Genomic DNA, 24,828 nt, shown 5'->3' on the forward strand with positions numbered 1-24,828 from the left:
ATCACCCGGACTGGGGAGGAGTCGGAGAAGCCCGGAAAGGGGCCACATGGGCAGGAGAGCCACCACCCGGCGAATCGGCATTGCCGACGTCGCACTCAAGGCTGGCGTTTCACACGCGACGGTGTCGCGTGTGATGAACGGCAACTTCACCGTTGACGCCACCATCGCCGCCCGGGTCCGGGCAGCAGCCACCGAGCTGAACTACCAGCCGAACCCGGTGGGCCGCAGCCTGGCGCTGGGCAAGACCGACACCATCGGCATTGTGGTGCCGGACCTCTCCAACCCCACGTTCCAGGCGATCCTCCGCGGCCTCAGCATGGCCGCCGCCCAGGACGGCTACCGCGTCCTGATCGCCGATTCCTCCGAGGTTTCCAGCGAGGAGGCCATCCTCGCCGGCGAGGCGCGCCGCCGGTGCGACGGCCTGGTGCTGTGCGCGCCGCGCATGAGCGATGCCGAACTGGAAGAGCTGGCGCCGTCACTGCAGCCCATGGTGCTGATCAACCGCACCACCGACGCCCACGCCCCCAGCCTGATGGTGGACTACGGCCAGGGCATCCAGGAACTCGCGGAACACCTCGTGGGCCTGGGCCACACGCGGCTCGCCTTTCTGGCCGGTCCCGAGCGGAGCGCGTCGAACGGCCTGCGCCTCCTGGGGCTGGAAAAGTTCAAGGCCGGGCACCCGGAGATTGACCTGCAGATGCTCGAGGGCGGCTCCAACTTCGAGGTGGGGCACCAGTCAGTGGATGCGGTCCTTGCGAGCGGAGCCACCGGCGTCCTGGCCTTCAACGACCTTGTGGCCATGGGCCTGCTGAGCGGACTCCACGAGCGCGGCATCCGGGTCCCGGAGGACATCTCAGTGACCGGCTTCGACGATATCCCGTTCGCCCGCTACACCACGCCCACGCTCACCACGGCAGCGGTCCCCATCACCGAACTGGGCCAGCAGGCGTGGCACCGGATGCGGGACCTGATTCGCAACGTCCCCTCCGACGCAGCCCCCGAAGGTCCCACGGTATTCCAGCCACGCCTGGAAGGCCGCAGCAGCACGGGACCGGCCAGCGCGGAGCGCCGCGGAGGCTAGCCGGCGGGCGGAGCCAGCAAGACGTCGACGATCGTCGTCAGGCCATCCGCCATGTCCACACTCTTGTCATAGAGCCACTGCAGCTGCAGGCCGTCGAAGGCCGCCACCACCAGCCTGGCGAGCATCGTGGCGGACACGTCCGTGCGCACTTCGCCCGCGTCCTGGCGCCGGGCGATGTCCTGGGCAAGCTCCTCCACCACCTGGGCATAGCGCTCCTGGAAATAGGGGTGGGAATCATGCCCCGGGTCATTTGCGGTGGCTGACGCCACGGCGTAGAGCGTAGTAAGCCCCGGCTCCTGGCGGTTCCGCTCGGCGATCGGCGCCAAAAGCCGGAGGCCCACTCCCGCCTCGTCACTGGTGGCCAGGCCGCGCCGGTCCCGCTCGGCAAGGACCGCCGTCAACAGCTCCTGCTTGCCCCGGAAATAGTGGAACAGTGTTGCTTCCTTCACGCCGACCAGCTCGGCAACCCGTTTGAGCGCCGTTCCCTCGAAGCCTTCCGTGGCAAAAACGTCAGTGGCCGTCTGGATTATCTGCTCGCGGCGCTCCGCCCCTTTTGCATAAGGGCCGCGGGTCTTGGTCGGTGACATTGAGCCAGTGTATTTCACTTTGTTCTTTAAAAATCTAGTCAGACTTGGTTTTTGTCGCTACCATCATTGTCAGGACCCAACGGAGGGTCACTTTTCGTCAGGAGGCAATGTGGCCGTCAAGACCATTACCCAGGATTCCGCTGCTTCTCCGGCCAGCGGAACTCCACACAGCAGTAACTCAAAGAGCAGCACTCCCCGCGCCTATGTCATCGGCATGCCCATCGCGAGTGCAGGCCTGTGGATGGCCGTACTGGCACCGGCCCTCGTGGTGCTGGCCATCAAGGTCTCCGAGATCACCACGCCGGACACCCGGGCAGGGGCACTGAGCCTCGTGGCCGGCGTCGGCGCCATGGTGGCCCTGCTTGCCAACCCGTTCTTTGGCAGGCTCAGCGACCGCACCACGTCGCGGTTCGGCATGCGCAAGCCCTGGATCGTCGGCGGCTCCCTGGTGGGGCTGGCATCGCTCTTCCTGCTGGGCTCCGCCACCGACGTCGCCACCGTGCTCATTGCGTGGGTGATCGCCCAGCTCGGCTTCAACGCCGCGCTCGCGGCACTCGTGGCAACGCTCCCCGACCAGGCCGCTCCGGCCGAGCGCGGGCGCCTGTCCGGGCTGATCGGCATGACCCTGCCCGTGGGCCTGGTCGCAGCGGCCTTCTTCGCGCAACTGTTCGACAACGCCCTGCAGATGGCTGTGGTCCCCGGCGTTGTGGGAACCGCCGTCGCGATTGCCTTTGCCTTCACCTTCAAGGACCGGGTCCTGACGGAAAAGCCAGCCCCGCTGAACCTCAAGGAGATCCTGGGTTCGTTCTACTTCAACCCCCGCACCTATCCCGGACTGGGCTGGGCCTGGCTCACCAAATTCATGGTCTACATCGGCTACTGCGCAGGGCTGCTCTACCTCCCGTACTTCTTCACGGACCACCTTCACGTAGCGGAAACTGACGTCACCAGCCTGGTGTTCCAGGCCACCCTGGTCAGCTCCGCCGGCACGGTCGCCACCAGCCTTGCCGGCGGCTGGATCAGCGACCGCATCGGCAAGCGCAAAGGAATGGTCATCGCCTCGGCGCTGATCATGATGGTGGGCCTGATCGTCATTGCCACCAGCAGCACCACCGACCAGGTCCTCGTGGGCCAGGCGATCGCCGGACTCGGCCTCGGCTGCTTCGGTGCCGTGGACGTCGCCCTCATCGCAGACCTCCTGCCTGGCAGCCAGTCAGAGAACGCCAAGACCTTCGGCGTCTTCAACATCGCCCAGGCGCTGCCCCAGTCCCTGGTGCCCGCCGTTGCCTTCCCGGTCATCGCCTTCGGCGGTTACCCCGCCCTGTTCCTCGGCGGCGCAGCCGTCGGCATCATCGGCGCTGTCCTCGTCATCCGCATCAAAGGAGTCAAGTAAATGAACCCCGCACTGTCACCGGCCGTTTCGGTCCCGGCCTCGGATTCCCCCGACGCCGAGGCACGGATCCGCGAACTCGCCCGAAGCCTTACCCTCGAGCAGCAGGTCCAGATGCTGACCGGCGCGGACGTCTGGGCCACGCACTCCATTCCTGAAATCGGGCTGAGCCGCGTGGTGATGTCAGACGGACCTTCCGGCGTCCGCGGCGAAGACTTCGACGAGCGCCACGACTCCATCTCCCTGCCGTCGTCGTCCGCCCTGTCCGCCACCTGGAGCGTCGAAACGGCGCGCCGGTACGGCCAGGTCCTGGGACAGGAAGCGCGCCGCAAGGGCGTGCACGCCGTCCTGGGCCCCACCATCAACCTGCACCGCTCCCCGCTGGGCGGCCGCCACTTCGAATGCATGAGCGAGGACCCGCGGCTCACGGCAACCATGGCCGCCGGGTACGTCGCCGGCGTGCAGTCCATGGGCGTCGGCGCCACGCCCAAGCACTACCTGGCCAACGAGGCCGAAACGGACCGGTTCACCGCGGACTCCGTGGTGGCCGAGCGTCCCCTGCGCGAGCTCTACCTGGCGGCCTTCGAGGACGCCATCACGGAGTCCCGCGCGTGGCTGGTGATGAGCTCCTACAACTCCATCAACGGCACCACGGCCAGTGAGAACAAGCTGCTCGAAACCCCGCTGTCCACGGAATGGGGCTTTGACGGCGTGGTGGTTTCGGACTGGACCGGAGTCAGGTCCGTGGACGCGGCCAACGCACACCAGGACCTTGAAATGCCCGGCCCGGTGGGCCACTGGGGCCCCAAGCTGCTGGCCGCCGTGAACGACGGCCGGGTCAGCCGGGACGCCATCCTCGAGAAGGTCACGCGCATCCTGCGGCTGGCAGCCCGCGTGGGTTCCCTCGAGGGATTCACGCCTGCCGTGACGGAACTTCCCGCCCAACTGAACGGTGCCGCCGTCGCCCGTGAAGTGGCTGTCCGCGGCGCAGTGCTCGTCCGCAACGAAGGCGGCCTCCTGCCGCTGGACGCCACCAGGCTCAGCAGCGTAGCGGTGATCGGCCACAACGCCGAGGAAGCGCGCACCCAGGGCGGCGGCAGCGCCACCGTGATGCCCAAATACACCGTCTCGCCGCTCGAAGGGCTGCGGAAGGCACTGCCCGACGACGTCGACGTCGCCTATGTGCGTGGCGCCAAGGTGGCCGAGGGGCTGCAGGCGTTTCCCCGCAACTCGCTCCGCAACCCGGTGTCCGGCGTCGCCGGCATCCGGGTCACGTTCCTCGCCGGGGACGGCTCGGAGATTTCCGGCGAGGACCGGCTTGCGTCGCACCTGATCTGGTTCGGCGTGGGGATTCCCGACGGCGCCGCAGCCATCCGGATGCAGGCCGACTGGACTGCCGGGACGGCGGGCGTCCACCACTTGGGCGTCGGGACTGTGGGGCAGATCCGGCTCGCTCTCGACGGCGCGGAGGTGTTCAACAGCGAGCTCGAGGACGACACAGACGTCCTCGGCGCCGCCCTGTTCGATCCGCCCAAGACGGTCCACGCCATTGAAACCGCGGCTGGCCAGAGCGTGCGGATCGAGGCCGAATACCAGCTGCCGAAGGAGCAGGTCATCCCGTTTACCGCCATCCTGCTGGGTGAGGAAACCGTGGTGGCCGATCCGCAGGCGGAGATCGACGCCGCCGTCGAAGCCGCCCGGGCAGCCGACGTGGCAGTGGTCGTGGTGGGCACCAATGCGGCCATCGAGTCCGAAGGATTCGACCGCAAGGACCTGGACCTTCCCGGCCGGCAGAACCAGCTGGTGGAGGCTGTGGCCGCGGTGAACCCGCGCACGGTGGTGGTGGTGAACTCCGGTTCGCCGGTGCTCATGCCGTGGCTGGACAAGGTGGGCGCCGTGCTGCTCGGCTGGTTCGGCGGCCAGGAATTCGGCACCGCTATCGCCGACATCCTGCTGGGCGCCGAGGAACCGGGCGGCCGCCTGCCCACCACCTGGCCGGCCGCGCTGGCGGATGTGCCCATCCTCAACACCACGCCGGTTGACGGCAAGGTGGTCTATTCCGAGGGAATCCACGTCGGCTACCGGGCCTGGCTCAAGCAGCAGGCTGCCGGCGGAGCCGCCCCGGCCCTGCCGTTCGGTTTCGGACTGAGCTACACCACCTTCGAGCTGGGCACCGCCCACGCACCGCAGTCGGTTCCGGCCGGGCAGGACGCTGTGGTGCATGTTCCGGTCCGCAACACCGGCACGCGCACAGGCCGCGAAGTGGTCCAGGTGTACCTTGACCGCCCGGAGTCGGCTGTGGAGCGCCCGGTCCGCTGGCTCGCCGGCTATGCCGGAACGCACCTTGCACCGGCCGGAACGGACAGCGTTGAGGTGCGCATACCGGCGAAGGCCTTCGGGCATTACGACGGCGGGTGGCAGGTCGAGCAGGGCACGTTCCGCCTGCTGGTGGGCCGGCACGCGGCTGACGATTTCCAGGTGCTGGAGATCGAACTGCGCTGACTTTCCTTGCGCTGACTCCCCTTCCCAGGGGCTAAGGCCGGGTTGGGTCCGATTCCTTCGGGCCCAGCCCGGCTTCTTTGTAGTACCCCTCGATGTGGGCTGCCACAAGCCCGGCTGCCGTGCCGCCGTCGTGCTGGTGGATGGCTGCCAGGATTTCGCGGTGTTCCACGCGGAGGCGGGCGGCGGTGGCCTCCCAGTCGGGAAGGTTGGCCGTGAGCTTGCCGGCATAGCTTTGGATGGCCTCCCGCAGCGAGCCCATCATGGCACTGACCACGGCGTTCCCGGCGGCTTCGGCGAGGGCCAGGTGGAAGCGGACGTCGAGCGCCAGGAATTCGTCCGTGTCCGGGCACGCCTCCATTTTTTCCAGCAGCGCGGCGGCCTCCGCCAGCGCCGGGGAGTCCGTGCGCGCCCGGGCCACTGCCCAGGATTCCAGCAGTACGCGCGTCTGGACGATGTCCGCCACCGGGAGGTGCGAGGTGGCCACATGCAGGCGCAGCGCCGAGCCGAGCGCCGCCGTCGGGTCCGCGATGACCACGGTGCCGGCTTCGGGACCGGACCCCACGCCCGCGCGCACGACTCCCATGGCCTCCAGGATCCGGATCGCTTCGCGCACGGAGGTGCGCGAGACCTGCAGTTGTTCGGCGAGCGTCCGCTCCGCCGGGAGCCGTCCGCCCAGGGCCAACTCGCCGCTGGACAGCTGGTTCTCGATCCATTGCAGGACCAATTGATGGGTACGCATGCGCCAATGGTACTTGATGTGGTTGGACCACATCCTTTAGAGTGTGGTTAGACCACAGAAACCATCCTGTCCAGCACCATCCTGTCCAGAGCTACCAAGCCCGATGCCCCGGAGGCAGCAATGACGCACACCATCCAGCCCAGCAACCCGGAAACCACGTCGGCCCCCGACGCGACCGACGTGCCCGGCACCGGCTCAGCCCCCGCTGGCCCCGGCGCCTCCGTAGCCGGCGCCTCTGTAACGGGCGCAGTGAACCGGGCGGAAGCGGCGGTCCCCGCCGCGCTCAAGCGGCGCGTGCCGAAGTACTCGGACCTCGCCCCGCTGATGCAGTTCAAGAAGCCGGAGTTCAGCCGCGCCGCAAAGCTCCAGCGTGCCAGCACCATCTGGGAGCTGCGGGACATGGCCAAGCGCCGCACCCCGCAGGCGCCCTTCGACTACACCGACGGCGCTGCGGAAGCCGAAATCACCCTTCGCCGTGCCCGCGAGGCCTTTCTGGACATCGAGTTCCGGCCGGGGATCCTCCGGAACGTCTCCAGTATCGACCTGAGCACCGACATCCTGGGCAAGCCGTCGCGGCTGCCCGTCGGCATTGCACCCACCGGTTTCACCCGCATGATGCAGTCCGAAGGTGAGTACGCCGGCTCCCAGGCCGCCGAGGCCGCCGGGATTCCGTACACGCTCTCCACCATGGGCACGGCGTCCATCGAGGACGTCGCCGAGGCCGCGCCCAACGGACGCAACTGGTTCCAGCTGTACCTGTGGACAGACCGTGACCGCTCCCTCGAACTGATCGAGCGCGCCGCCAGGGCAGGCAACGACACCCTGATGGTCACGGTGGACACCGCCGTCGCCGGTGCCCGCCTCCGGGACGTCCGCAATGGCATGACCATCCCGCCGGCACTGACCCTGAAGACCGTGCTGGACGCGTCCTACCGTCCGGCCTGGTGGTTCAACTTCCTCACCCACGAGCCGCTGACGTTCGCGTCGCTCTCGCGGTACACCGGCACGGTGGCGGACCTGATCAACTCCATGTTCGATCCCACACTCACGTTCGAGGACCTGGACTGGCTGCGTGAAACGTGGAAGGGCAAGCTGGTGGTCAAGGGCATCCAGACAGTTGACGACGCCCGCAAGGTGGTGGACCACGGCGCCGACGGCGTGGTGCTCTCCAACCACGGCGGACGCCAGCTGGACCGCGCCCCCATCCCGTTCCACCTGCTGCCCGAGGTCAAGGAAGCCTTCACCAAGGACAACTCCGGCGCCGCGATCATGCTGGACACCGGCATCATGAGCGGTGCTGACATCATCGCAGCCCTTGCCCTGGGCGCCGACTTCACACTGATCGGCCGTGCCTACCTGTACGGCCTCATGGCCGGCGGCCGGGCCGGTGTGGACCGCGCCATCCAGATCCTGGAGAAGGACATGGCCCGCACCATGGCCCTGCTGGGCGTCAGCAAGCTGTCCGAGCTCACCCCGGACCACGTGCGGATCCTCGGCAAGTAGGCCGGCCCCGCCGCCGCACGCCCATCCCAACTAAGTAGCAGCAGGTGTCGTTTTGAGCGCTCAGAACGACACCTGCTGCTACTTACTTGGGGATCGGGGCCGTGGCTGTTCACCGGGAACCAGCCGAGCTCGTTCGAAGGATGTGGCCTACGCTATAAATATCTAGATCTTTACAGCGCTATCTGCATCGGCAGCATCGGCGGATGTCGTGCCTGAAAACGGGGCGCTGTCGAATCACACGGAGCAGCGGAGGCCAGCGATGGGCGTGAACCGACCAGAAGTAAGCAATACCAGGCAAGGAAACGGCCGTGTCAGCTCCGAGCTGGCTGCCCAGCTCAGTGACCTCGCACGGGAGCTGCAGCAGGACGATGATGTCCACGCCGTCCTGTCCGGCATCGTCCAGGCTGCACTTGACCTGATCCCGGGTACCGCGTACGCCTCCATTAGCCTCGTTACGGGCCGGAAAAAAGTTGATTCCGAAGTCGCCTCGGGAGACCTGGCCCGCCAAGTCGATGCCCTGCAAAGCTCCACCGGGCAAGGGCCCTGCCTGGACGCGGCTTACCGGGACCGCGTGGTTCGTGTTCCAGACCTCAGCCGGGAGGACCGCTGGCCCGAATTCTCCCGGGGCGCCGTGAAGCTCGGGGCACGGAGCATGCTTTCGTTCCAGTTGTTCGTTGAAGGTGATCGGCTCGGCGCGCTGAACCTCTACGGCGCCGACCCGAATGCCTTCGACGACGAATCCGAGCAGATCGGCCTACTGGTTGCCGCGCACGCGGCCGTTGCTTTCGCGGACTCCCAGAAAATCAATCAGCTTGGCGAAGCGCTGCTTTCCCGGCAACTGATCGGCCAGGCTGAAGGCATCCTGATGGAGCGATACAAGCTCACAGCGGAACAGGCCTTCCTCCTCCTTACCCGTGCCAGCTCCAGATCCAACATCAAACTCCGCGATATTGCCGAACACCTTGCCAGCAGCGGGGAACTTATCGCGCCGAGGTTCTCTGCTGCCGAGAGCTGAGCGGCCGCGACGGCGCAGCCATCTTCTGTCGCCTGGTAAATCCAGGCGCTGTCTTGTGGCGTATAGTCAGACAAGGTCAAGACGCGGCCATTGGAACCTCATTGTGGAGCTACCATGCCGAAGTTTTCCCAGGGCCTGCCTGCCGCCGCCAAAGGCGCACACGTGTATCGGGGCCGGCCACTTGTCCCGGCGCCAGCAGGGCCCGACGCCGTTCCCGTCGATGAAATTCCTTGGCGCTCAACGCCCGGTACGTTTGAGATTGTCCGCGCCAACGGAGGAGGGTTCCTCTTACGGCTCGTTGATGGGAACGGGACGGTGCTTGCCTTCTCCCGAACTTATCCCGACATTTCCGCCGCGGTGAAAGGTGTCGAGGCGGTGCGGGAAGGCGCTGCCACGTCCTACATTTCGGACCAGACAGCCCGGTCTCCGGTGCCGACCCGATTCGGATGACGCCGGGTCCGTGAGCGGGGGGCAAGCCCAACTTCGTATAACCACGACGTCTGCCTGCCTAAGACACCAATCCCCCGACGCCTTGCGTAGCGCTAGCTGACATAACCGCCGACACGGGATCCCGTGTCCGGTGGCTGCCGATCACCATTGGGGGGACCGGCAGTCAATCGGAGACTCGCAGCCGCCCCACCCAACTAGGTAGCAGCAGATGTCGTTTTGAGCGCTCAGAACGACACCTGCTGCTACCTACTTGGGTATTGGGCTACTTCTTGCGTCCGAACTTTGGCAGGTTCGCAATGAGGTCGGCGGCCTTCGTGGCGGCACGGCCCACGGTGCGGCCGATCTGCTGCGGCACAGAGTCATCCCCGGCCGTGGCCACCGGAATCGCAACGGCCGGGCTCAGCTGCCCGCCCGCGGAGGCTCCGGACACTTCCGCGGCGGCGGGGCGGGCCGTCCCTGCGCTGGCCGGCACCGGCGACGGCGCCGCGGCCACGGGTTCGGCGGCCTGCTCCGTTTTTTCCTCCAGGATCCGCGCGGACGGTGAGCTTGCGGCCGGTGCGCTTGCGACGGCGGCCCGCGGCCCGACGTCGAACGTCTCCAGCCAGCTGGCCACACCGGCAAGCGGTTTGGGATTCAGCGCGTAGTAGCGCTTCTGGCCCTGGGCACGCATGCTGACGAGGTCGGCCTCGCGGAGTACTTTCAAATGCTTGGAAATGGTGGGCTGGCTGGCGTCCAGTTCCTCAACCAGCTCGCCCACTGCTTTGTCCCCCGAGCGGAGGGATACCAGAATGTCACGCCGGGTTGCCTCAGCAATGACGGCAAATACGTCGTCTGTCACCATGTGATCCACCCTAGCGACATATACGCCGGATGGCATCCACTATTTCGCCCCGCGCACGGGCCATTGCCCCGTACCGGCCACGGTGCTAGAACGGACTCACGGTTGCCCCGGGCTGTCCGGCTGCGGCCGCACAAACATGAGGGGTGGGTGGCCATGGATTTCCTGCGCCAGCAGCTGTTCAACATCATCGCTTTTGTGTTTTTGGGCCTGTTCGTGGCGGTCTGGACCTCCGTGCTGCTGCGCGTCGGGTTCTGGGTTCCGGACGGCAGGACTGTGGCGCCGCCGTTGAACGGCGCCCTGGTCACCGCCGCAGGTGTGCTGGCCACATCACTGAGCTCACTGACGGCGTCGGCCCTGGGGTTCACCATCGCCGAGGTCCGCCGCGACGAGGAAGTCCGCCGTGATCTCCAGCCCGGCGACGCCGACGCCGGCGTTGCCTTCAACCCGGCCGAAGTCACGGCCCGGCTGTCCCCGCGGATCGTGGCGGCGGTAGTGGTTTACCTGGCGGTGGGGCTGCTGGTCCTGCTGCTGTGGCTGGTCAAGGGAACCGCGTCCACGGACCTGATCGGCGCCTTCGCGCTGTCCCTGCTGGGCTGGCTCATCGGAGCCGCCGGAGTGGTGTTCCAGACGGAAAAGCCGGTCACCTAGCCGGCGCAGCCGAAGCACACGCTAGTCGAACCAGGGATCCAGGCCGTAGAGCGGGAACAGTTCCTTGCGCGTGGCCATCACCGTACGGTCCACCTCGTCATTGGGATCGAAGCCGACCTCCCACGAACGCCACCACAGATCCACGTCGTCGCCCATGAGCTCGGGCGCGGACACACCGTATTTGGCTCCGTACTTGTCCTGGACGTACTCCCGCCAATCCTCGGGAACCGGAGTGCGGAGCGGGACCGGCCGGCCGGCGGCGATTGCAATCAGGTGGCTCCAGGAGCGCGGCACCACGGTGATCACGTTGTAGCCGCCTCCGCCCGTGGCAATCCACCGGTTGCCGCAGTAGCGGGCAGCAAGGTTCCCGACGGCGGTGGCGGCTTCGCGCTGGCCGTCCACGCTGATGTTGAGGTGCGTGAGGGGATCCAGCCGGTGCGAGTCGCAGCCGTGCTGGCTCACGATGACCTCGGGTTCAAAGGCACCGATCAGCTGCGGCACCACGGCATGGAAGGCCCGCAGCCAGCCGGCGTCGCCCGTCCCTGAAGGAAGGGCCACGTTGACTGCGCTGCCTTGGGCGTTGGGGCCGCCGATCTCGTTGGCGAAGCCCGTGCCGGGGAACAGCGTCAGCCCGGTCTCGTGCAGGGAAATGGTGAGGACCCGGGGATCATCCCAGAAGATGCTCTGCGTCCCGTCGCCGTGGTGGGCGTCGACGTCGATATATGCCACACGCTGCACACCGCCGTCGAGCAGCTTCTGGATCGCCAGGGCGGCGTCGTTGTAGATGCAAAAGCCGCTGGCGCGGTCCCGGGCCGCGTGATGCATGCCCCCGCCGAAATTGACTGCCCGCACGGCACTGCCGTCCAGGATCGCACCGGCCGCCAGCAGCGAACCGCCGGCAAGCCGGGCACTGGCCTCGTGCATCCCGGCGAAAGCGGGGTCGTCCTCCGTGCCGAGGCCGCGCTCCAGGTCGGGGACGTCCGGGTTCAAGCTGACGCGCCGGACCGCCGCCACGAACTCGGGGCTGTGAACGGTGCACAGTTCGTCGTCGCCAGCCACGTCCGGGGCCGCCACGGTGACGTGCGCCAGGTCCAGCAGGCCCAGGCTTTGGGCCAGACGGGCGGTGAGCTCCATGCGTTCGGGGGCCATCGGGTGTCCGTGGCCGAAGTTGTAGGCGGTCATGGCCATGTCCCACACCACCGTCGTTGGCAGTGCGGGCTGAGCGAGTCCGGGCAGGAATGTCATCAAGGACAGGCTACCTGAGCCCGGTGGCAGAAATTCCCGGTCATCGCGCGGAATATAGTGGTTTACTACTGAAGGAAGCAGTTTCAACCGAGGAAAAGCCGCACATGACGCAAAGCCAGCCGAGGTCCAAGAGCCCGGCTAACTGGCATCCCGGCATGCCGGAGCGGGAGGGCCTGTGGATCTTCACAGGCATCCGCGACTTCATCGACAACATCGCCAACACCTCACCCGCGCGGCTGGCACTGACTGCGTTCGGAGTTGTCATCCTTGTGTTCACGGGACTCCTGTCCCTGCCGGCGTCGTCCGCCACGGGCGACTTCACTCCCCTGCACCAGGCCCTGTTCACCGCGGTGTCCGCTGTCTGCGTCACCGGCCTGACTGTGGTGTCCACCGCCGTGCACTGGTCCTTCTTCGGTCAGCTGGTCATCCTGATCGGCATTTTCGTGGGCGGCCTGGGCACCCTGACCCTGGCCTCGCTGCTGGCGCTGATGGTCAGCAAGAAGCTCGGCGTGCGCGGCAAGCTGATCGCCCAGGAAGCCATGAACAACGCCGGCCGGCTCGGCGAGGTGGGTACCCTGCTGCGGATCGTCATCACCACGTCCGTGGTCATTGAGGCAGTCCTGGCGCTGGCTCTGGTCCCCCGGTTCCTGACGCTGGGCGAAAGCTTCGGGCAGTCTGTGTGGCACGGCGTCTTTTACGCCATCTCGTCCTTCAACAACGCCGGATTCACGCCGCACTCGGACGGAATTGTCCCCTACGAAACCGACCTGTGGATCCTCATTCCGCTGATGCTCGGCGTGTTCTTCGGCAGCCTGGGCTTCCCCGTGGTGATGGTGCTGCAGCAGAACGGGCTGAACTGGAAGAAATGGAACCTGCACACCAAGCTGACCATCCAGGTATCATTCATCCTGCTGGCTGCCGGAACCGTGCTGTGGGGGCTGATGGAGTGGGAAAACATGCGGACCATCGGTTCCATGGACGTCGGCGACAAAATCACGCACTCGCTCTTCGCCTCCGTCATGACCCGGTCCGGCGGCTTCAACCTGGTGGACCAGAACCACATGGAATCCACCACCATGCTCCTCACGGATGCGCTGATGTTCGCCGGCGGCGGTTCGGCGTCAACTGCCGGCGGCATCAAGGTGACCACCATCGCCGTGATGTTCCTGGCCATCGTGGCCGAAGCCCGCGGCGACGCCGACGTGAAGGTCTACGGCCGCACCATCCCGCAGGGAACCATGCGGGTTGCCATCTCGGTGATCGTCGCCGGCGCAACCCTGGTTTCCGTTTCAGCCTTCACGCTCCTGCACATCAGTGGCGCGCCCCTGGACCGGGTGCTGTTCGAGACCATCTCAGCCTTCGCCACCGTGGGCCTCAGCACCAACCTCAGTGCCGAGCTGCCGCCGTCGGGCGTTTATGTCCTGTCCGCGCTGATGTTTGCGGGCCGCGTCGGCACCGTAACCCTTGCCGCTGCCCTGGCGTTGCGCCAGCGCAGCCAGCTGTACCACTACCCGGAAGAGAGGCCCATCATTGGCTGATCCGTCAGGCGCCACCCATCGCCCCGCCCACAATGCCCCCGTTCTGGTGATCGGGCTGGGCCGTTTCGGCTCATCGACCGCCGAACAGCTGGTCAAGCAGGGCCGTGAGGTGCTGGCCATCGAGCGTGACCGCAACCTGGTGCAGAAGTGGGCCCCGGTGCTCACCCACGTGGTCGAGGCCGATGCCACCAACATCGATGCCCTGCGCCAGCTCGGCGCGCAGGAGTTCAGCTCCGCCGTCTGCGGCGTGGGCACCTCGATCGAGTCCTCGGTGCTGATCACCGTGAACCTGGTGGACCTCGGCATCGAACACCTCTGGGTCAAGGCGATCACGCCATCGCACGGCAAGATCCTGACCAGGATCGGCGCCAACCACGTGATCTATCCGGAGGCCGACGCCGGCGTCCGGGCCGCGCACCTGGTCTCCGGCCGGATGCTGGACTTCATCGAGTTCGACGACGACTTTGCGATCGTCAAGATGTACCCGCCGCGCGAAACCGTGGGCTTCACCCTGGACGAGTCCAAGGTCCGGTCCAAGTACGGCGTCACCATTGTTGGCGTGAAATCGCCCGGCGAGGACTTCACCTACGCCCGGCCGGAAACCAAGGTGTCCTCCCGGGACATGCTGATCGTGTCCGGCCACGTGGACCTGCTCGAGAGGTTCGCCGCCCGGCCGTAGCCGGCCCCGCTTACCCGAGCTGGGTCGTGATCTCGGCCGCGCGGGCCGCTGCGGCGCGGGCGCCGTCGGCGATGATCGCGGGCATGCCGCGGTCGTCAAACGTGGCAATGGCGCGTTCAGTGGTGCCGTTCGGGCTGGTCACGGCCTTGCGCAGCGCGGAAGGGTCCGCCCCGGGCTCTGCCAGCATGAAGCCGGCGCCCGCCACTGTTTCGCGTGCCAGCAGCAGGGACAAGTCGGGATCCAATCCGAGTTCGACTCCCGCGGCAGCCATCGCCTCAGCAAGGTAGAACGCGTAGGCCGGGCCCGAGCCGCTGATGGCGGACAAGGCATCCACCTGGTCCTCTGGCACCTCCACCACAGTCCCGGCGCCCTTGAGGACGTCCTTGGCCAGCTGCAGCTGTTCGGCCGAGCAGTTGGTTCCGGGCGATACGGACACGACGCCGCGGCCCAGTTTGGCGGGAGTGTTCGGCATGGCTCGGATCACCGGCTGGCCGGCGGGCAGCGCGGCCTCCAGTTGCGCGATGGACACCGCAGCTGCCACGCTGATCACGATGGTCTTCGGGGACAGCGAATCGCTGATCTCCCGGGCCAGGTCGGTGATGCCCACGGGCTTAACGCCAAGAATCACGACGGCGGAGCCGGTGGCGGCCTGCTTGTTGTTGTCCGGCTCCTCTTCGCCTGCGATGGCGGTAATGCCATGGTGGCGCTGGGCAAGTTCGGCAGCACGCTCCGCGCGCCGGACAGTCGCCACGACGTCCGCCGGGTCCGTTCCGGCCTCCAGCATGCCGCTCATGACGGCCTCGTTCATGGATCCACAGCCAAGGAATGCGATTCGGTTGCTCATTGGTCCATCATTGCAGTTCGGTGCTGGTTGTCGCATCCGGAGTCTATGGGCCGGACCCCTGGCCGCAGCCGGCGGGGCCGCGGGAAACTCATTCACAGGTGGCTCACATGCTCGCCGCAGCTTCCTCACAAAGTGGGCCCCTAACGTAGTGCTTACCTCATTGAGGGTGCGAGTGATGAGGCAAGCATGGGGATGTTTGCCCGGCACCGGTGGTCCACAGCAGGTTTCCCCCATTTTCCTGCCAGGGCCGCCGGTGCTTTCTCTTTTAACCGCCGCATACTCGCCTGACCGGCGTCCCCGCTATCATCAGGGTTCTTCCCTGGCTACCGGCGCTGTCGCGCATTGCCAGCCTACGCACAGGGAAAATTGCTGAAACACCCATTCTGCGTCTGTAACTTGGAAAGTGCCTCATAGGTGCGAGTGATGACAGCCGGTTCCACGGAACCGGCGCGGCGCCGGGCGGTTGCGGAAGGGTTCCCCCAATTCCTTCGGCAGGACCGCCCGGTGTTTTCGCTTTAACCGGCGATTCCGCTCCAAACCAAGGTTTCAGTCCCCTTCGGGCAGCCCCAGGAGCCGGCCCTCAAGGAACCTGCGCTCAGCGGCATTTCCTGCCAGCCCCAGGGCGTCACGGTACGCCGCGCCGGCTTCCCGGAAGCGGCCCAGGCGCCGGAGCAGGTCCGCCCGCACGGCGTGGAAAAGCCCGTAGCCGGCCAAATCCAGCCCGTCCACCAGCCCGAGTGCCGCCGCGGGGCCGCGCACTTCGGCAACGGCCACCGCGCGGTTGAGGGCCACCACGGGACCGGGTGCCAACTGCAGCAGCTGATCGTACAGCGTCAGGATCTGGCCCCAGTCCGTCGCTTCGGCTGACGGGGAGTCACTGTGGACCGCGTTGATGGCGGCCTGGACCTGGTACGGTCCCGGCCGGTTCCGGCGCAGGCACTGCCGCACAATGTCCTGGCCTTCGGTGATGAGCTCCTTGTCCCACAGCGTCCGGTTCTGGTCCGGCAACAGCACCAGGCCGCCGTCGGCCGTCATCCTGGCCGCGCGCCGCGACTCAATCAGCAGCATCAGCGCTAGAAGCCCCTGGGCTTCGGGTTCATCCGGCATGAGCGAAACAAGGAGCCGGGCCAGGCGGACAGCCTCCGCGCAGAGATCGTCCCGGATCAGCGCCTCGCCGGAGCTCGCGCTGTAGCCCTCATTGAAGATGAGGTAGACGACGGCGAGCACGGCCGTCAGCCGCTCCGGCAGTTCCGCGCCGCGGGGCACCCGGTACGGAATCCGGGCGTCGCGGATTTTCGCCTTCGCCCGGACCAGCCGCTGGGCCATGGTTGCTTCGGGAACCATAAAGGACCGGGCAATCTCAGCGGTGGTCAGTCCGCCAAGGAGCCTCAGCGTCAGTGCCACGCGGGCCGGCATTCCGAGGGCCGGGTGGCAGCACGTGAAGATCAGCCGCAGTGTGTCATCGCGCATCTCCGCCTCCTCCGCCAACTCATCCAGCAGCAGGTCCTGGGGCGCCATGCCGGAGGCCTCCCCTGTCCGGGAGTGCAGGAGGGCGGCCTGGGCATACTTGTCCTCACCGGCAGCGTCCCTGCGCAGCCGGTCGATGGCCCGGTTCCGGGCAGTGGTGATGATCCACCCTGCCGTGCTGGGCGGGATGCCGGCGGACGGCCAGCGCTGCACGGCCGCGGTGAAGGCCTCCTGGACGGCGTCCTCGGCGATGTCGATGCTGCCGAAAACCCGGACCAGGACTGCCACGGCGCGGCCGTACTCCCTTCGGTAGATACGGGCTATCGACTCCGTAGTATCCCCCGCAGCAGAATCCCCCGACGCGGAACCGGGCCCGGTCATCCGGATGCGTCCGAATCCCTAGTGCTGGAAGGGGCGCACTTCGACGGGCAAGGTGAGGGCCTTGGCCAGTCTGCGTCCCCAGTCCAGCGCGGCGTCCAGGTCCTCGACGTCAATGATGGTGAATCCCCCGAGGTGCTCCTTGCCTTCGGTGAACGGGCCATCCGTGATGAGCACTTCGTCGCCCTTCGGCCGCAGCACTGTGGCGGTATCCGCGGGATGGAGCCCGGCGGCGAACACCCAGGCACCGGTTGCCTTCATTTCCTGGTTCAGGGTATCCAGGTCGCGCATGATCGGCTCCAGGAACTCCGCCGAGGGAGCGGGACCGTCGGGCTGGTAGATGCTGAGCAGGTACTGTGACATTTGGTTTTCCTCCTTGAGGATTCGGCCGGCCCTTTACCGGCCTCTCACCTTCTATACGAACGGCTCCCGTCCGTATCGACACCGCCCGTGGCACCCGTGCATATTTTCTTTCGAAGGCCTGCCTAGGCGTCCCTTGCACCGACCAGCGGAAGGCTCAGGTGCTGCCGGGCAAACCTCAGGGTTTCGTTCAGCCACTGTTCCCGCTCCCCCGCGAACTTCGCCCGTCGGGTGGAGATCTCGGCCACCACCACGCCGTCGAAACCGCTGCCGGCCAGGTGCTGCAGCGCCTCGGCGCAGCCCTGGTTGCCGCGTCCGGGAATGAGGTGCTCGTCCCGGCCGGAGCCGGATCCGTCCGTCAGGTGGATGTGCCGGAGCTTGCTGCCAAGGGCCTTGATCGCCTCAACACTGTTGGCCCCCGCAGTGGCGGCGTGCGAGAAGTCCCACGTGACGTCGTCGTAATCCTGGCCCAAGGGGTCCCAGTGCGGCAGGTAGGCAACCGTCTCCCGGCCCCGCACACGCCACGGGTACATGTTTTCCACGGCGATCCGCACCTGGTACATGTCGGCGAGCTGGCGTATGCCGGCGGGGAAATTCTCCGCGTAGTTGCTCTGCCAGCGGAACGGTGGATGAACCACCACGGTGCCGCAGCCCACTTCACGGGCCATCCGGCAGGACATCTCGATCTTGTTCCAGGCCGATCCCCACACCTTCTGCGTCAGCAGCAGTGTCGGCGCGTGGATGGAGACGATCGGCTGCCGGTAGCGGTGGCTGAGCTCCAGGAGGGAATGCGGGCTCTGGCTGGTGGCATTGTTGGTGACCATCACTTCCACGCCGTCAAAGCTTAGGTCCTGCGCCACGGCGAAAGCATCGTGCACGCTCAGCGGGTAGACGGAGGCGCTGGACAGCGCCACCGGGATCACGCGGTTTTCTTCAGCGGAAAGTTCGACGCCGTTGCTCATCTCAGTCGGCCCTCCCGCCGGAGGCTGCAGCGGAGGCTGCGGCGGGAGCGGGGGCGGGGGCGGTGGCCGCCGCAACCGGCGGCAGCGCGACGTGGGCCGCCGGCTCCAGCGGTCCCTCAAAAATCAACTGGTCCAGCCTGCGCAGGATGAGTCCTTCCCGCAGCGCCCACGGGCAGATCTTGACCTTCTTGAATTCGAAGAGTTCCAGGGCCGCCTCAGCCACGAGCGCTCCGGCGAGGAGCTGGTTGGCGCGGGCTTCGGAAACGCCCGGGAGGTGCAGCCTGTCCTCCGTCTTCATGGCCGAAATCCGCTGAGCCCAGAGGCCAAGGTCCGTGGCGCCCAGTTCGCGCTTGACGTACGGTCCGGCCGCGCTCGGGGCTGCACCGGCGATCCGGGCCAGCGAACGGAAGGTCTTGGACGTCCCCGCCACCACGTTCGCCCTACCCAGCTCGTTGAAGCTTCGGACTGCAGGCTTGAGGGTTGCGCGGATGTAGCGCCGGAGTTCCTTGACGCTCTTCGCGGAAGGCGGGTCCTCGTGCAGCCAGTCCCGGGTCAGGCGGCTCGCTCCCAGCGGTACGGACGTCGCCAGCTCCGGCAGCTCGTCCTGGCCAAACGCCATTTCGAAGGAGCCGCCGCCGATGTCAAGGTTCAGGATGGGTCCGGCACCCCAGCCGTACCAGCGCCGGACGGCAAAGAAGGTCATGGACGCTTCCTCGCTGCCGGTGAGCTCCTGGAGCGTCACGGTGGTTTCGTGCTTGACCCGGGCCAGAACGGCGGGCCCGTTGGTGGCCTCGCGGATGGCGGATGTACAGAACGCCAGCAGGTCCTGGGCTTTGTGTTTGGCCGCAAACTCCCACGCTTCGAGGACGAATTCGATGAGCTCGTGCTGGCCGGCGTCGTTGATGTTTCCCTCGGCGTCGAGGAACTGCACCAGTGAGAGCGGACGTTTATGCGAGGCGAAGGGCACCGGGCGCGCGCCGGGATGCGCATCAACCAGGAGCAGGTGGACAGTGTTCGAACCGATGTCGAGGACGCCTAGACGCATTCTGCCATTATTCACCGATAGCAAGCCGCCGGCGCAAATGCGTCGGCGGCTTGCTTGTCCGGGTCGGGATTACAGCGGCTGTTACTCGGCTGCTGCTTCGGCGGTACCGTCGGAAGGCTGGTCCGCGCGCTTGAAGTCGCGGCGGATGTTCGCCACGCCCTCGGGATCGATTTCAAAGCCGAAGGCGCTGCCGGGGTTGATGACCATACCGAGCTCTTCGCCAAGGTTGCCGATGATGGCGGCTCCCTGGGTGCCCAGGACGTTGGGGGCTGCGTCGAGGAACTGCTGGTCAACACGGCTCGGGTGCGAGAACACGGCCAGTACGGGCTTTCCCTCGGCGTTGGACAGTACCAGCGGCTCGACCTGCGCGTCTTCGCCTTCGAGCGCATCGGAGCTGATGATGTAGACCTCGTTGTTGAGGAAGGACAGGATGACGTCCACCGGGTTGGCATCCGGGTGGTCACCTGTGGCGAGCTTCTCCTCGAGGTCGTTCAGGGGCTGGATTTCCGCGGGTGCAGGCTGTTCAGTCATGCATCTACTCGACCACGTTTGCCGGGCGCGGCGCAAACGCGAATTCGCCGGTCAGCTGCGGATTCGCCGGAACTCCGGCGAATCCGCACCCTTCCGGCGAATTCAGCGAGCAGGGGAATTGCTACTTCTTGGCGGCGGCCTTCTTTTTTGCCGGTGCCTTGCGGGCCGTGGCGGGACGCTTGGCCGGGCCCTTGGCGCGCTTCTCCGCCAGGAGTTCCACGGCCTGTTCCCGGGTCAGTTCCTCGAGCGACGTGGCACGGGGAACGGTGATGTTGGTGATGCCGTCGGTGATGTACGGGCCGAAGCGGCCTTCCTTCACCACGATGTTCTTCTCCGAAACAGGGTCCGGACCGAACTCGGCCAGCGGCGGGACGGAGGCGCGGGCACCACGCTGCTTGGGCTGCGAGTAGATCTCCAGCGCCTGCTCCAGCGTGATCGTGAAGATCTCCTCTTCGGAACCGATGGAGCGTGAGTCCGTGCCCTTCTTCAGGTACGGGCCAAAGCGGCCGTTCTGGACCGTGATCGGGTTCCCCTCGGCATCCTGTCCCAGGACCCGCGGAAGGCTCATGAGCTGCATCGCCTCATCGAGGGTGATGGAGTCAACGGTCATGGATGCGAACAGCGAACCGGTACGTGGCTTGACCTTGACGGGCTTCTTCGCCGGTTTCGGCTTGCCGTTCTTGTAGTACTCCACCGGCTGGTTGGCCAGCTGCTCCTCCGTCATCTCCGGAATGATCTCCGTGACGTAGGCGCCGTAGCGGCCGTTCTTGGCCACAACGGTGTGCCCGGTATGCGGATCCTCGCCAAGAACGCGTTCTTCGGGAGCCGCGGTTTCCATCAGCTCTTTGGCTTTGGCGGCCGTCAGCTCATCCGGGGCCAGGTCCTCGGGGACGTTGGCGCGGGCGGATTCAACAACCTCACCGGTCTTCGGGTCCACCGTGGGGATAGAGCTTTCGAGGTACGGTCCGAACTTGCCGACGCGCAGCGTGATTCCCTCGGCAATGGGCACCGAGTTGATCTCCCGGGCGTCGATTTCGCCGAGATTGTTCACGATGCTCAACAGCCCGGGATCGGCGTCCTCGCCGTAGTAGAAGTGCTTGAGCCAGGCGGCGCCCACGGCCTGGCCGTTGGCGATCTTGTCGAGGTCGCCTTCCATGTCGGCCGTGAACTCGTAGTCCACGTAATCATGGAAGTGCTGTTCGAGCAGCCGGATCACGGAGAACGCGATCCAGCTGGGGACCAGCGCGGAGCCCTGCTTACGCACATAGCCGCGGTCCTGGATGGTGGAGATGGTGGAGGCATACGTGGACGGGCGTCCGATGCCCTTCTTTTCCAGCTCCGCTGTCAGGGAGGCTTCCGTGTAACGCGGCGGCGGCGAAGTCTCGTGGCCCACGGCGATGATGTCCGCGGCGGTGACGGAATCGCCCTTGGCCACGTTGGGCAGGCGGCGGGCTTCTTCGGAGTCGTCATCCCCGCGGCTTTCGTCCTTGCCTTCTTCGTAGGCGGCGAGGAAGCCGGGGAAGGTGATGACGGTACCGGAGGCCGAGAACTCAGCGTCCCGGCCGTCCACAGCCACCGCGCCGAGGCGGATGGTGGCGGTGGAACCCTTGGCGTCACCCATCTGGGAGGCGACGGTGCGCTTCCAGATGAGCTCGTACAGGCGGAACTCGTCGCCGGAGAGCTGCTTGGCGACCTGGGCGGGGGTGCGGAAGGAGTCACCGGCGGGGCGGATGGCCTCGTGGGCTTCCTGTGCGTTCGCAGCCTTGCCGGTGTACACGCGGGGCGACGCCGGGATGTACTCCGGGCCGTACAGCTCGGAGGCCTGGCGGCGGGCTGCCGTCACGGCTTCGTCACTCAGCGCGGACGAGTCCGTACGCATATAGGTGATGTAGCCGTTTTCGTAGAGGCGCTGGGCCACCTGCATGGTGCTCTTGGAGGAGAACCGCAGCTTGCGGCCTGCTTCCTGCTGCAGCGTGGAGGTGGTGAACGGAGCGGCCGGCCGGCGGGTGTACGGCTTGGTGTCGACGGAGCGGACACGGAATTCTGCATCCTGCAGTCCCGACGCCAGGGACGTGGCGAGTTCCTCGTTCAGGTGCGCAACATTGCGCGAGGTGAGTTCGCCGTCGTCGTTGAAGTCACGGCCGCTGGCCACCTTGGCGCCGTCAACGGCAGCCAGCTTCGCTTTGAAGGAGCCGGACTCGGCGCCGAACTGGCCGGTGAGGTCCCAGTAGGACGCGGACTTGAACGCCATGCGTTCCCGTTCGCGGTCCACCACCATGCGGGTGACCACGGACTGGACCCGGCCGGCGGACAGGCCGCGGGCCACCTTGCGCCAGAGAACGGGGGAAATTTCGTAACCGTACAGGCGGTCCAGCACGCGGCGGGTTTCCTGGGCGTCCACGAGGTCCTGGTCGACATCGCGCAGGTTGCCCATGGCGCGCTGGATGGCTTCCTTGGTGATTTCGCCGAACGTCATCCGGTACACGGGGACCTTGGGCTTGAGCACTTCCAGCAGGTGCCACGCGATGGCCTCGCCCTCGCGGTCCCCATCGGTTGCGAGATAAAGAGCGTCAGCGTCTTTGAGCTGGGCCTTGAGTTCGGCAACCTTTTTCTTCTTGTCCGGGGACACCACGTAGTACGGCTTGAAGTCGTTTTCGATGTCGACGGCGAACTTGCCGATGGAGGTTTTCTTGAGCTCGGCGGGGAGTTCCGAAGGCTGCGGCAGATCGCGGATGTGACCGATGGAGGCCTCAACGATGAAGCCCTCGCCCAAGTACTTGGCGATGGTCTTGCTCTTGGCCGGAGACTCCACAATCACGAGTTTCTTGCCGGTTTTGGCCTTGCTTGGCACGGTGCTCCTACAGAAAAAGGTTGGCTCGGGCAGATGAGCCCATACTCGCCTAGTTCACCATATTTTGCAGGATGATGCGCATTCAGGTGGAAAACGGGTGCCGGGAATCACTTACGGTCGTCCGGAATCAGGGACCACATTGTGGCCATGCGTTCGGCCCCTTCGGGGACCCGGTCCGGATCGTCAAGCTCGTATTCCTTGAGCAATCCAAAGACCTTCGCCGTCAGTTCCGAGCGCTGCGCCGGGGTCAGGTACAGGAGGTCGGTGGACAGCACCACGAGGCCCGGGGATTCGGCCGGTTCACTCTTTTGCCGGCGCTCGTCCCTGACCTTGGCGTAGGCGTTGACCCTGCGCCGGAAGGCGTCCAGTTCCAGATCCAGGACGGCAAACTCCGGGCTGGCTACTCCCCCGCCGGAATTGATCGTGAAATCCGTCCCGGCAGCCCGCCACCGCCGTTCGCGCGCATCGCCTGCGGTGGCGGCGGGCTCCACGATCCCCCACTTCAATAGCGCTCGCAGGTGGTAGCTCATGGCGCTCGGCGTCAGGCCCGTCTGGGCGGCAAGCTCCGTGGCCGTCCGGCTGACCTGCGTGGAATACAGCTCCGAGATCACTTCCAGCCGTGCCGCGTGGGCAAGCGCGCGGATGGCCTTGGGATCGGTGATCTCCACCTTCTTCTCCGGCCGTACCCTGCGTTTGGCGCCCTCTTGCGCGGCTGGCTCCGCCGCCGCTGGAGTTTCTGCATTCACACCTCCATTCTACCGAGCATGCGGCAACTCTGAAAGAAACGCTTGACATTCCCACGCGGCGGGGAGTAGCTTCGCGGACATGGGGGACTCGTCCGGGCCATCGCCTGCCTTATTACGCGCAAATTCACCGCTCTGGCGAAACCGGGATTTCCTGTTGGCAAGCAGCGCCCGCTTCATGGCTGCCGCCGGTATGGGGGCCGTCGTTGTCAGCGTAATGCTGCACCTACAGGCGACTGACGCGTCCGGCACCATTCCCCTGGCTGGTTCCTGGCTGGTGGCCGCCTACCTGCTGTGTTCGGCCCTCCCGCTGGTGGTCCTCGCCCCGTGGGCCGGCAGGCTGGCGGACACACGGGATTCCCGGACACTCGCGACGGCGACATCCGCCGGCAGCGCCGCCGCCGTGGCAGGCATGGGCCTGAGCATGCACTACCTGGAGAATTACATTCCCGCGGTCTTCGCGCTCACTCTCGTGCTCAACGTCTGCCAGGCGGTGGCCGGCCCCACGTGGCAGGCGCTGTTGCCCCGGATCGTCGGTGAGGAGCGGACACCCCGCGCCGTCGGCACCATGCAGGCCACCATCATGATCGCGGGGATGGCCGGACCCGCGGCGGGAGGGCTGCTGAGCGGATGGGGCGGCTCGGTACTGGTCTTTTCCGTGGCGAGCGCCTGCTACGTCGCCATGGGGCTGGGCGCCGTCCTGATCCGGACGCGCAGGGGGACCGCAGCGGACCTCGCTGGCCGGAACCGGCCCGCTTTGCTGGACGGGCTCCGGCTTATCCGACGGGACAGCCTGGTGTGGGCCCTGGTGATCGGTGCGCTGTTTTTCATTGCCGTAGGGGAAGCGACCAACGTCCTTGAAGTGTTCCTGGTCCGGGGCGAGATGGGCGCCTCCGAAACGCAGTACGGCCTGCTCGTTGCCGCTTTTGCCCTGGGAATGTCTGCCGGGGCCGCCCTCGCCGGCCTGATCAAAACGCCTCCGGTGCGGCTCCGCGTCCTGCTGGGGTCCATGGCGCTGACGTCCGCGGTGCTGGCCTGCATCGGGCTGGTGCCGAACGTGGGCATTATGTTTGTTGCCTACACCGGGATGGGGGTTTCCTGCGGTGTCCTCAACGCGTGCTTCGGGGCGATCGTAATCCTCCGTATCCCCGAGGAGGGCCGGGGGCAGGCGATGTCCATGATCGGAGGACTGACCCGGGCCGTCACCATTGCGGCTTTGGCTCTCGGCGGGCTCCTGGGCGCGCTGCTGCCGGTCCGGTCCGGCTTCCTGCTGATCGGCGGAACCGGCGCAGTTGTTTCCCTGGTCATCGCCATAACCGTGCTGTGGCGTTTCGGTTCAGAGGACCTGGCAGCGGCCCGCCCGGATGCTGCCGACCAGCGTGCTGCGGACCAAACTGGTGCCGGCACGGATGACCCGGACGGCCCCGCC

General features: G+C 66.5%; 21 protein-coding genes and 1 pseudogene. 10 read left to right on the top strand and 12 right to left on the bottom strand.

The window, feature by feature from the left end; genetic code table 11:
• The first annotated feature begins 46 nt into the window (after positions 1-46).
• Positions 47-1,081, top strand: coding sequence for a LacI family DNA-binding transcriptional regulator (locus CXQ91_RS07860; RefSeq protein WP_104173358.1), 1,035 nt, complete (start codon positions 47-49; stop codon positions 1,079-1,081).
• On the opposite strand, the gene CXQ91_RS07865 is transcribed toward CXQ91_RS07860, so the two are convergent.
• Positions 1,078-1,668: a TetR/AcrR family transcriptional regulator gene (locus CXQ91_RS07865; protein ID WP_104173359.1), complete on the bottom strand. Its 591-nt coding sequence runs from the start codon at positions 1,666-1,668 to the stop codon at positions 1,078-1,080. The genes CXQ91_RS07860 and CXQ91_RS07865 overlap by 4 nt on opposite strands.
• Positions 1,669-1,777: 109 nt before the next feature.
• On the opposite strand from CXQ91_RS07865, the gene CXQ91_RS07870 reads away from it, so the two are divergent.
• Entirely contained in the window at positions 1,778-3,061 is a 1,284-nt protein-coding gene (locus CXQ91_RS07870; RefSeq protein WP_104173360.1) for an MFS transporter, read from the top strand.
• Positions 3,062-5,560: a beta-glucosidase gene (locus tag CXQ91_RS07875; RefSeq protein ID WP_104173361.1), complete on the top strand. Its 2,499-nt coding sequence runs from the start codon at positions 3,062-3,064 to the stop codon at positions 5,558-5,560.
• Positions 5,561-5,591: 31 nt separating this feature from the next.
• Here the strand turns inward: CXQ91_RS07875 and CXQ91_RS07880 are convergent, their stop codons facing one another.
• Positions 5,592-6,299, bottom strand: a complete 708-nt coding sequence (locus tag CXQ91_RS07880) for a FadR/GntR family transcriptional regulator (RefSeq protein WP_104173446.1) — start codon at positions 6,297-6,299, stop codon at positions 5,592-5,594.
• Between the two features lie 120 nt (positions 6,300-6,419).
• On the opposite strand from CXQ91_RS07880, the gene CXQ91_RS07885 reads away from it, so the two are divergent.
• The 3 genes from CXQ91_RS07885 (at position 6,420) to CXQ91_RS25720 (ending at position 9,267) form a co-directional block, all read left to right on the top strand.
• A complete protein-coding gene (locus CXQ91_RS07885; protein ID WP_104173362.1) occupies positions 6,420-7,802 on the top strand; it encodes an alpha-hydroxy acid oxidase in 1,383 nt (460 codons plus the stop codon).
• Between the two features lie 265 nt (positions 7,803-8,067).
• On the top strand, positions 8,068-8,817 hold the full coding sequence (locus CXQ91_RS07890) for a GAF and ANTAR domain-containing protein (RefSeq protein ID WP_258073877.1): 750 nt from the start codon (positions 8,068-8,070) through the stop codon (positions 8,815-8,817).
• 114 nt (positions 8,818-8,931) lie between these two features.
• Positions 8,932-9,267 carry a YegP family protein gene (locus tag CXQ91_RS25720; protein WP_104173364.1) on the top strand — a complete coding sequence of 112 codons (336 nt, stop codon included), beginning with the start codon at positions 8,932-8,934 and terminating at the stop codon, positions 9,265-9,267.
• Positions 9,268-9,529: 262 nt separating this feature from the next.
• Here the strand turns inward: CXQ91_RS25720 and CXQ91_RS07900 are convergent, their stop codons facing one another.
• The gene (locus CXQ91_RS07900; RefSeq protein WP_104173365.1) at positions 9,530-10,108 is read right to left on the bottom strand and encodes a helix-turn-helix transcriptional regulator; all 579 of its coding nucleotides are present in this window, start codon (positions 10,106-10,108) and stop codon (positions 9,530-9,532) included.
• Between the two features lie 153 nt (positions 10,109-10,261).
• Here CXQ91_RS07900 and CXQ91_RS07905 point away from each other — a divergent pair, with 153 nt between their 5' ends.
• On the top strand, positions 10,262-10,756 hold the full coding sequence (locus tag CXQ91_RS07905) for a hypothetical protein (RefSeq protein WP_104173447.1): 495 nt from the start codon (positions 10,262-10,264) through the stop codon (positions 10,754-10,756).
• Between the two features lie 21 nt (positions 10,757-10,777).
• On the opposite strand, the gene CXQ91_RS07910 is transcribed toward CXQ91_RS07905, so the two are convergent.
• On the bottom strand, positions 10,778-12,001 hold the full coding sequence (locus CXQ91_RS07910) for an acetoin utilization protein AcuC (protein ID WP_104173366.1): 1,224 nt from the start codon (positions 11,999-12,001) through the stop codon (positions 10,778-10,780).
• 104 nt (positions 12,002-12,105) lie between these two features.
• On the opposite strand from CXQ91_RS07910, the gene CXQ91_RS07915 reads away from it, so the two are divergent.
• Together CXQ91_RS07915 and CXQ91_RS07920 are read left to right on the top strand one after the other, a co-directional pair.
• Complete coding sequence (locus tag CXQ91_RS07915) at positions 12,106-13,539, top strand: TrkH family potassium uptake protein (protein WP_104173367.1); 1,434 nt, start codon at positions 12,106-12,108, stop codon at positions 13,537-13,539.
• Positions 13,532-14,218, top strand: coding sequence for a TrkA family potassium uptake protein (locus tag CXQ91_RS07920; protein ID WP_104173368.1), 687 nt, complete (start codon positions 13,532-13,534; stop codon positions 14,216-14,218). Before CXQ91_RS07915 ends, CXQ91_RS07920 begins: the two co-directional genes overlap by 8 nt.
• A 10-nt stretch (positions 14,219-14,228) precedes the next feature.
• On the opposite strand, the gene proC is transcribed toward CXQ91_RS07920, so the two are convergent.
• The 8 genes from proC to CXQ91_RS07960 form a co-directional block, all read right to left on the bottom strand.
• The gene (proC, locus tag CXQ91_RS07925; protein WP_104173369.1) at positions 14,229-15,062 is read right to left on the bottom strand and encodes a pyrroline-5-carboxylate reductase; all 834 of its coding nucleotides are present in this window, start codon (positions 15,060-15,062) and stop codon (positions 14,229-14,231) included.
• 546 nt (positions 15,063-15,608) lie between these two features.
• Entirely contained in the window at positions 15,609-16,910 is a 1,302-nt protein-coding gene (locus CXQ91_RS07930; RefSeq protein ID WP_104173370.1) for an RNA polymerase sigma factor, read from the bottom strand.
• A gap of 18 nt (positions 16,911-16,928) precedes the next feature.
• Positions 16,929-17,270 carry a YciI family protein gene (locus CXQ91_RS07935; RefSeq protein WP_104173371.1) on the bottom strand — a complete coding sequence of 114 codons (342 nt, stop codon included), beginning with the start codon at positions 17,268-17,270 and terminating at the stop codon, positions 16,929-16,931.
• A 122-nt stretch (positions 17,271-17,392) separates the two neighbouring features.
• On the bottom strand, positions 17,393-18,229 hold the full coding sequence (locus tag CXQ91_RS07940; protein ID WP_104173372.1) for a sugar phosphate isomerase/epimerase: 837 nt from the start codon (positions 18,227-18,229) through the stop codon (positions 17,393-17,395).
• A 1-nt stretch (position 18,230) separates the two neighbouring features.
• Positions 18,231-19,274, bottom strand: coding sequence for a Ppx/GppA phosphatase family protein (locus CXQ91_RS07945; protein WP_104173373.1), 1,044 nt, complete (start codon positions 19,272-19,274; stop codon positions 18,231-18,233).
• An 81-nt stretch (positions 19,275-19,355) separates the two neighbouring features.
• Positions 19,356-19,805, bottom strand: coding sequence for an SseB family protein (locus tag CXQ91_RS07950; protein ID WP_104173374.1), 450 nt, complete (start codon positions 19,803-19,805; stop codon positions 19,356-19,358).
• A 121-nt stretch (positions 19,806-19,926) separates the two neighbouring features.
• Entirely contained in the window at positions 19,927-22,656 is a 2,730-nt protein-coding gene (gene topA, locus CXQ91_RS07955) for a type I DNA topoisomerase (protein WP_104173375.1), read from the bottom strand.
• A gap of 107 nt (positions 22,657-22,763) precedes the next feature.
• A complete protein-coding gene (locus CXQ91_RS07960; protein WP_104173376.1) occupies positions 22,764-23,402 on the bottom strand; it encodes a helix-turn-helix transcriptional regulator in 639 nt (212 codons plus the stop codon).
• A 190-nt stretch (positions 23,403-23,592) separates the two neighbouring features.
• Here CXQ91_RS07960 and CXQ91_RS07965 point away from each other — a divergent pair.
• A pseudogene (locus tag CXQ91_RS07965) lies at positions 23,593-24,738 on the top strand (MFS transporter); the annotation flags it as partial.
• Positions 24,739-24,828 lie beyond the last annotated feature (90 nt).

The sequence above is a fragment of the Arthrobacter sp. Y81 genome, assembly GCF_002929335.1.
Lineage (GTDB): Bacteria > Actinomycetota > Actinomycetes > Actinomycetales > Micrococcaceae > Arthrobacter.

Excerpts from the sequence above, each read along its gene's own strand:
- CXQ91_RS07860 (WP_104173358.1), top strand. The coding sequence starts at position 47 with ATGGGCAGGAGAGCCACCACCCGGCGAATCGGCATTGCCGACGTCGCA.
- CXQ91_RS07865 (WP_104173359.1), bottom strand. The coding sequence starts at position 1,668 with ATGTCACCGACCAAGACCCGCGGCCCTTATGCAAAAGGGGCGGAGCGC.
- CXQ91_RS07875 (WP_104173361.1), top strand. The coding sequence starts at position 3,062 with ATGAACCCCGCACTGTCACCGGCCGTTTCGGTCCCGGCCTCGGATTCC.
- CXQ91_RS07880 (WP_104173446.1), bottom strand. The coding sequence starts at position 6,299 with ATGCGTACCCATCAATTGGTCCTGCAATGGATCGAGAACCAGCTGTCC.
- CXQ91_RS07885 (WP_104173362.1), top strand. The coding sequence starts at position 6,420 with ATGACGCACACCATCCAGCCCAGCAACCCGGAAACCACGTCGGCCCCC.
- CXQ91_RS25720 (WP_104173364.1), top strand. The coding sequence starts at position 8,932 with ATGCCGAAGTTTTCCCAGGGCCTGCCTGCCGCCGCCAAAGGCGCACAC.
- CXQ91_RS07900 (WP_104173365.1), bottom strand. The coding sequence starts at position 10,108 with ATGGTGACAGACGACGTATTTGCCGTCATTGCTGAGGCAACCCGGCGT.
- CXQ91_RS07905 (WP_104173447.1), top strand. The coding sequence starts at position 10,262 with ATGGATTTCCTGCGCCAGCAGCTGTTCAACATCATCGCTTTTGTGTTT.
- CXQ91_RS07910 (WP_104173366.1), bottom strand. The coding sequence starts at position 12,001 with ATGACATTCCTGCCCGGACTCGCTCAGCCCGCACTGCCAACGACGGTG.
- CXQ91_RS07915 (WP_104173367.1), top strand. The coding sequence starts at position 12,106 with ATGACGCAAAGCCAGCCGAGGTCCAAGAGCCCGGCTAACTGGCATCCC.
- proC (WP_104173369.1), bottom strand. The coding sequence starts at position 15,062 with ATGAGCAACCGAATCGCATTCCTTGGCTGTGGATCCATGAACGAGGCC.
- CXQ91_RS07930 (WP_104173370.1), bottom strand. The coding sequence starts at position 16,910 with ATGACCGGGCCCGGTTCCGCGTCGGGGGATTCTGCTGCGGGGGATACT.
- CXQ91_RS07935 (WP_104173371.1), bottom strand. The coding sequence starts at position 17,270 with ATGTCACAGTACCTGCTCAGCATCTACCAGCCCGACGGTCCCGCTCCC.
- CXQ91_RS07940 (WP_104173372.1), bottom strand. The coding sequence starts at position 18,229 with ATGAGCAACGGCGTCGAACTTTCCGCTGAAGAAAACCGCGTGATCCCG.
- CXQ91_RS07945 (WP_104173373.1), bottom strand. The coding sequence starts at position 19,274 with ATGCGTCTAGGCGTCCTCGACATCGGTTCGAACACTGTCCACCTGCTC.
- CXQ91_RS07950 (WP_104173374.1), bottom strand. The coding sequence starts at position 19,805 with ATGACTGAACAGCCTGCACCCGCGGAAATCCAGCCCCTGAACGACCTC.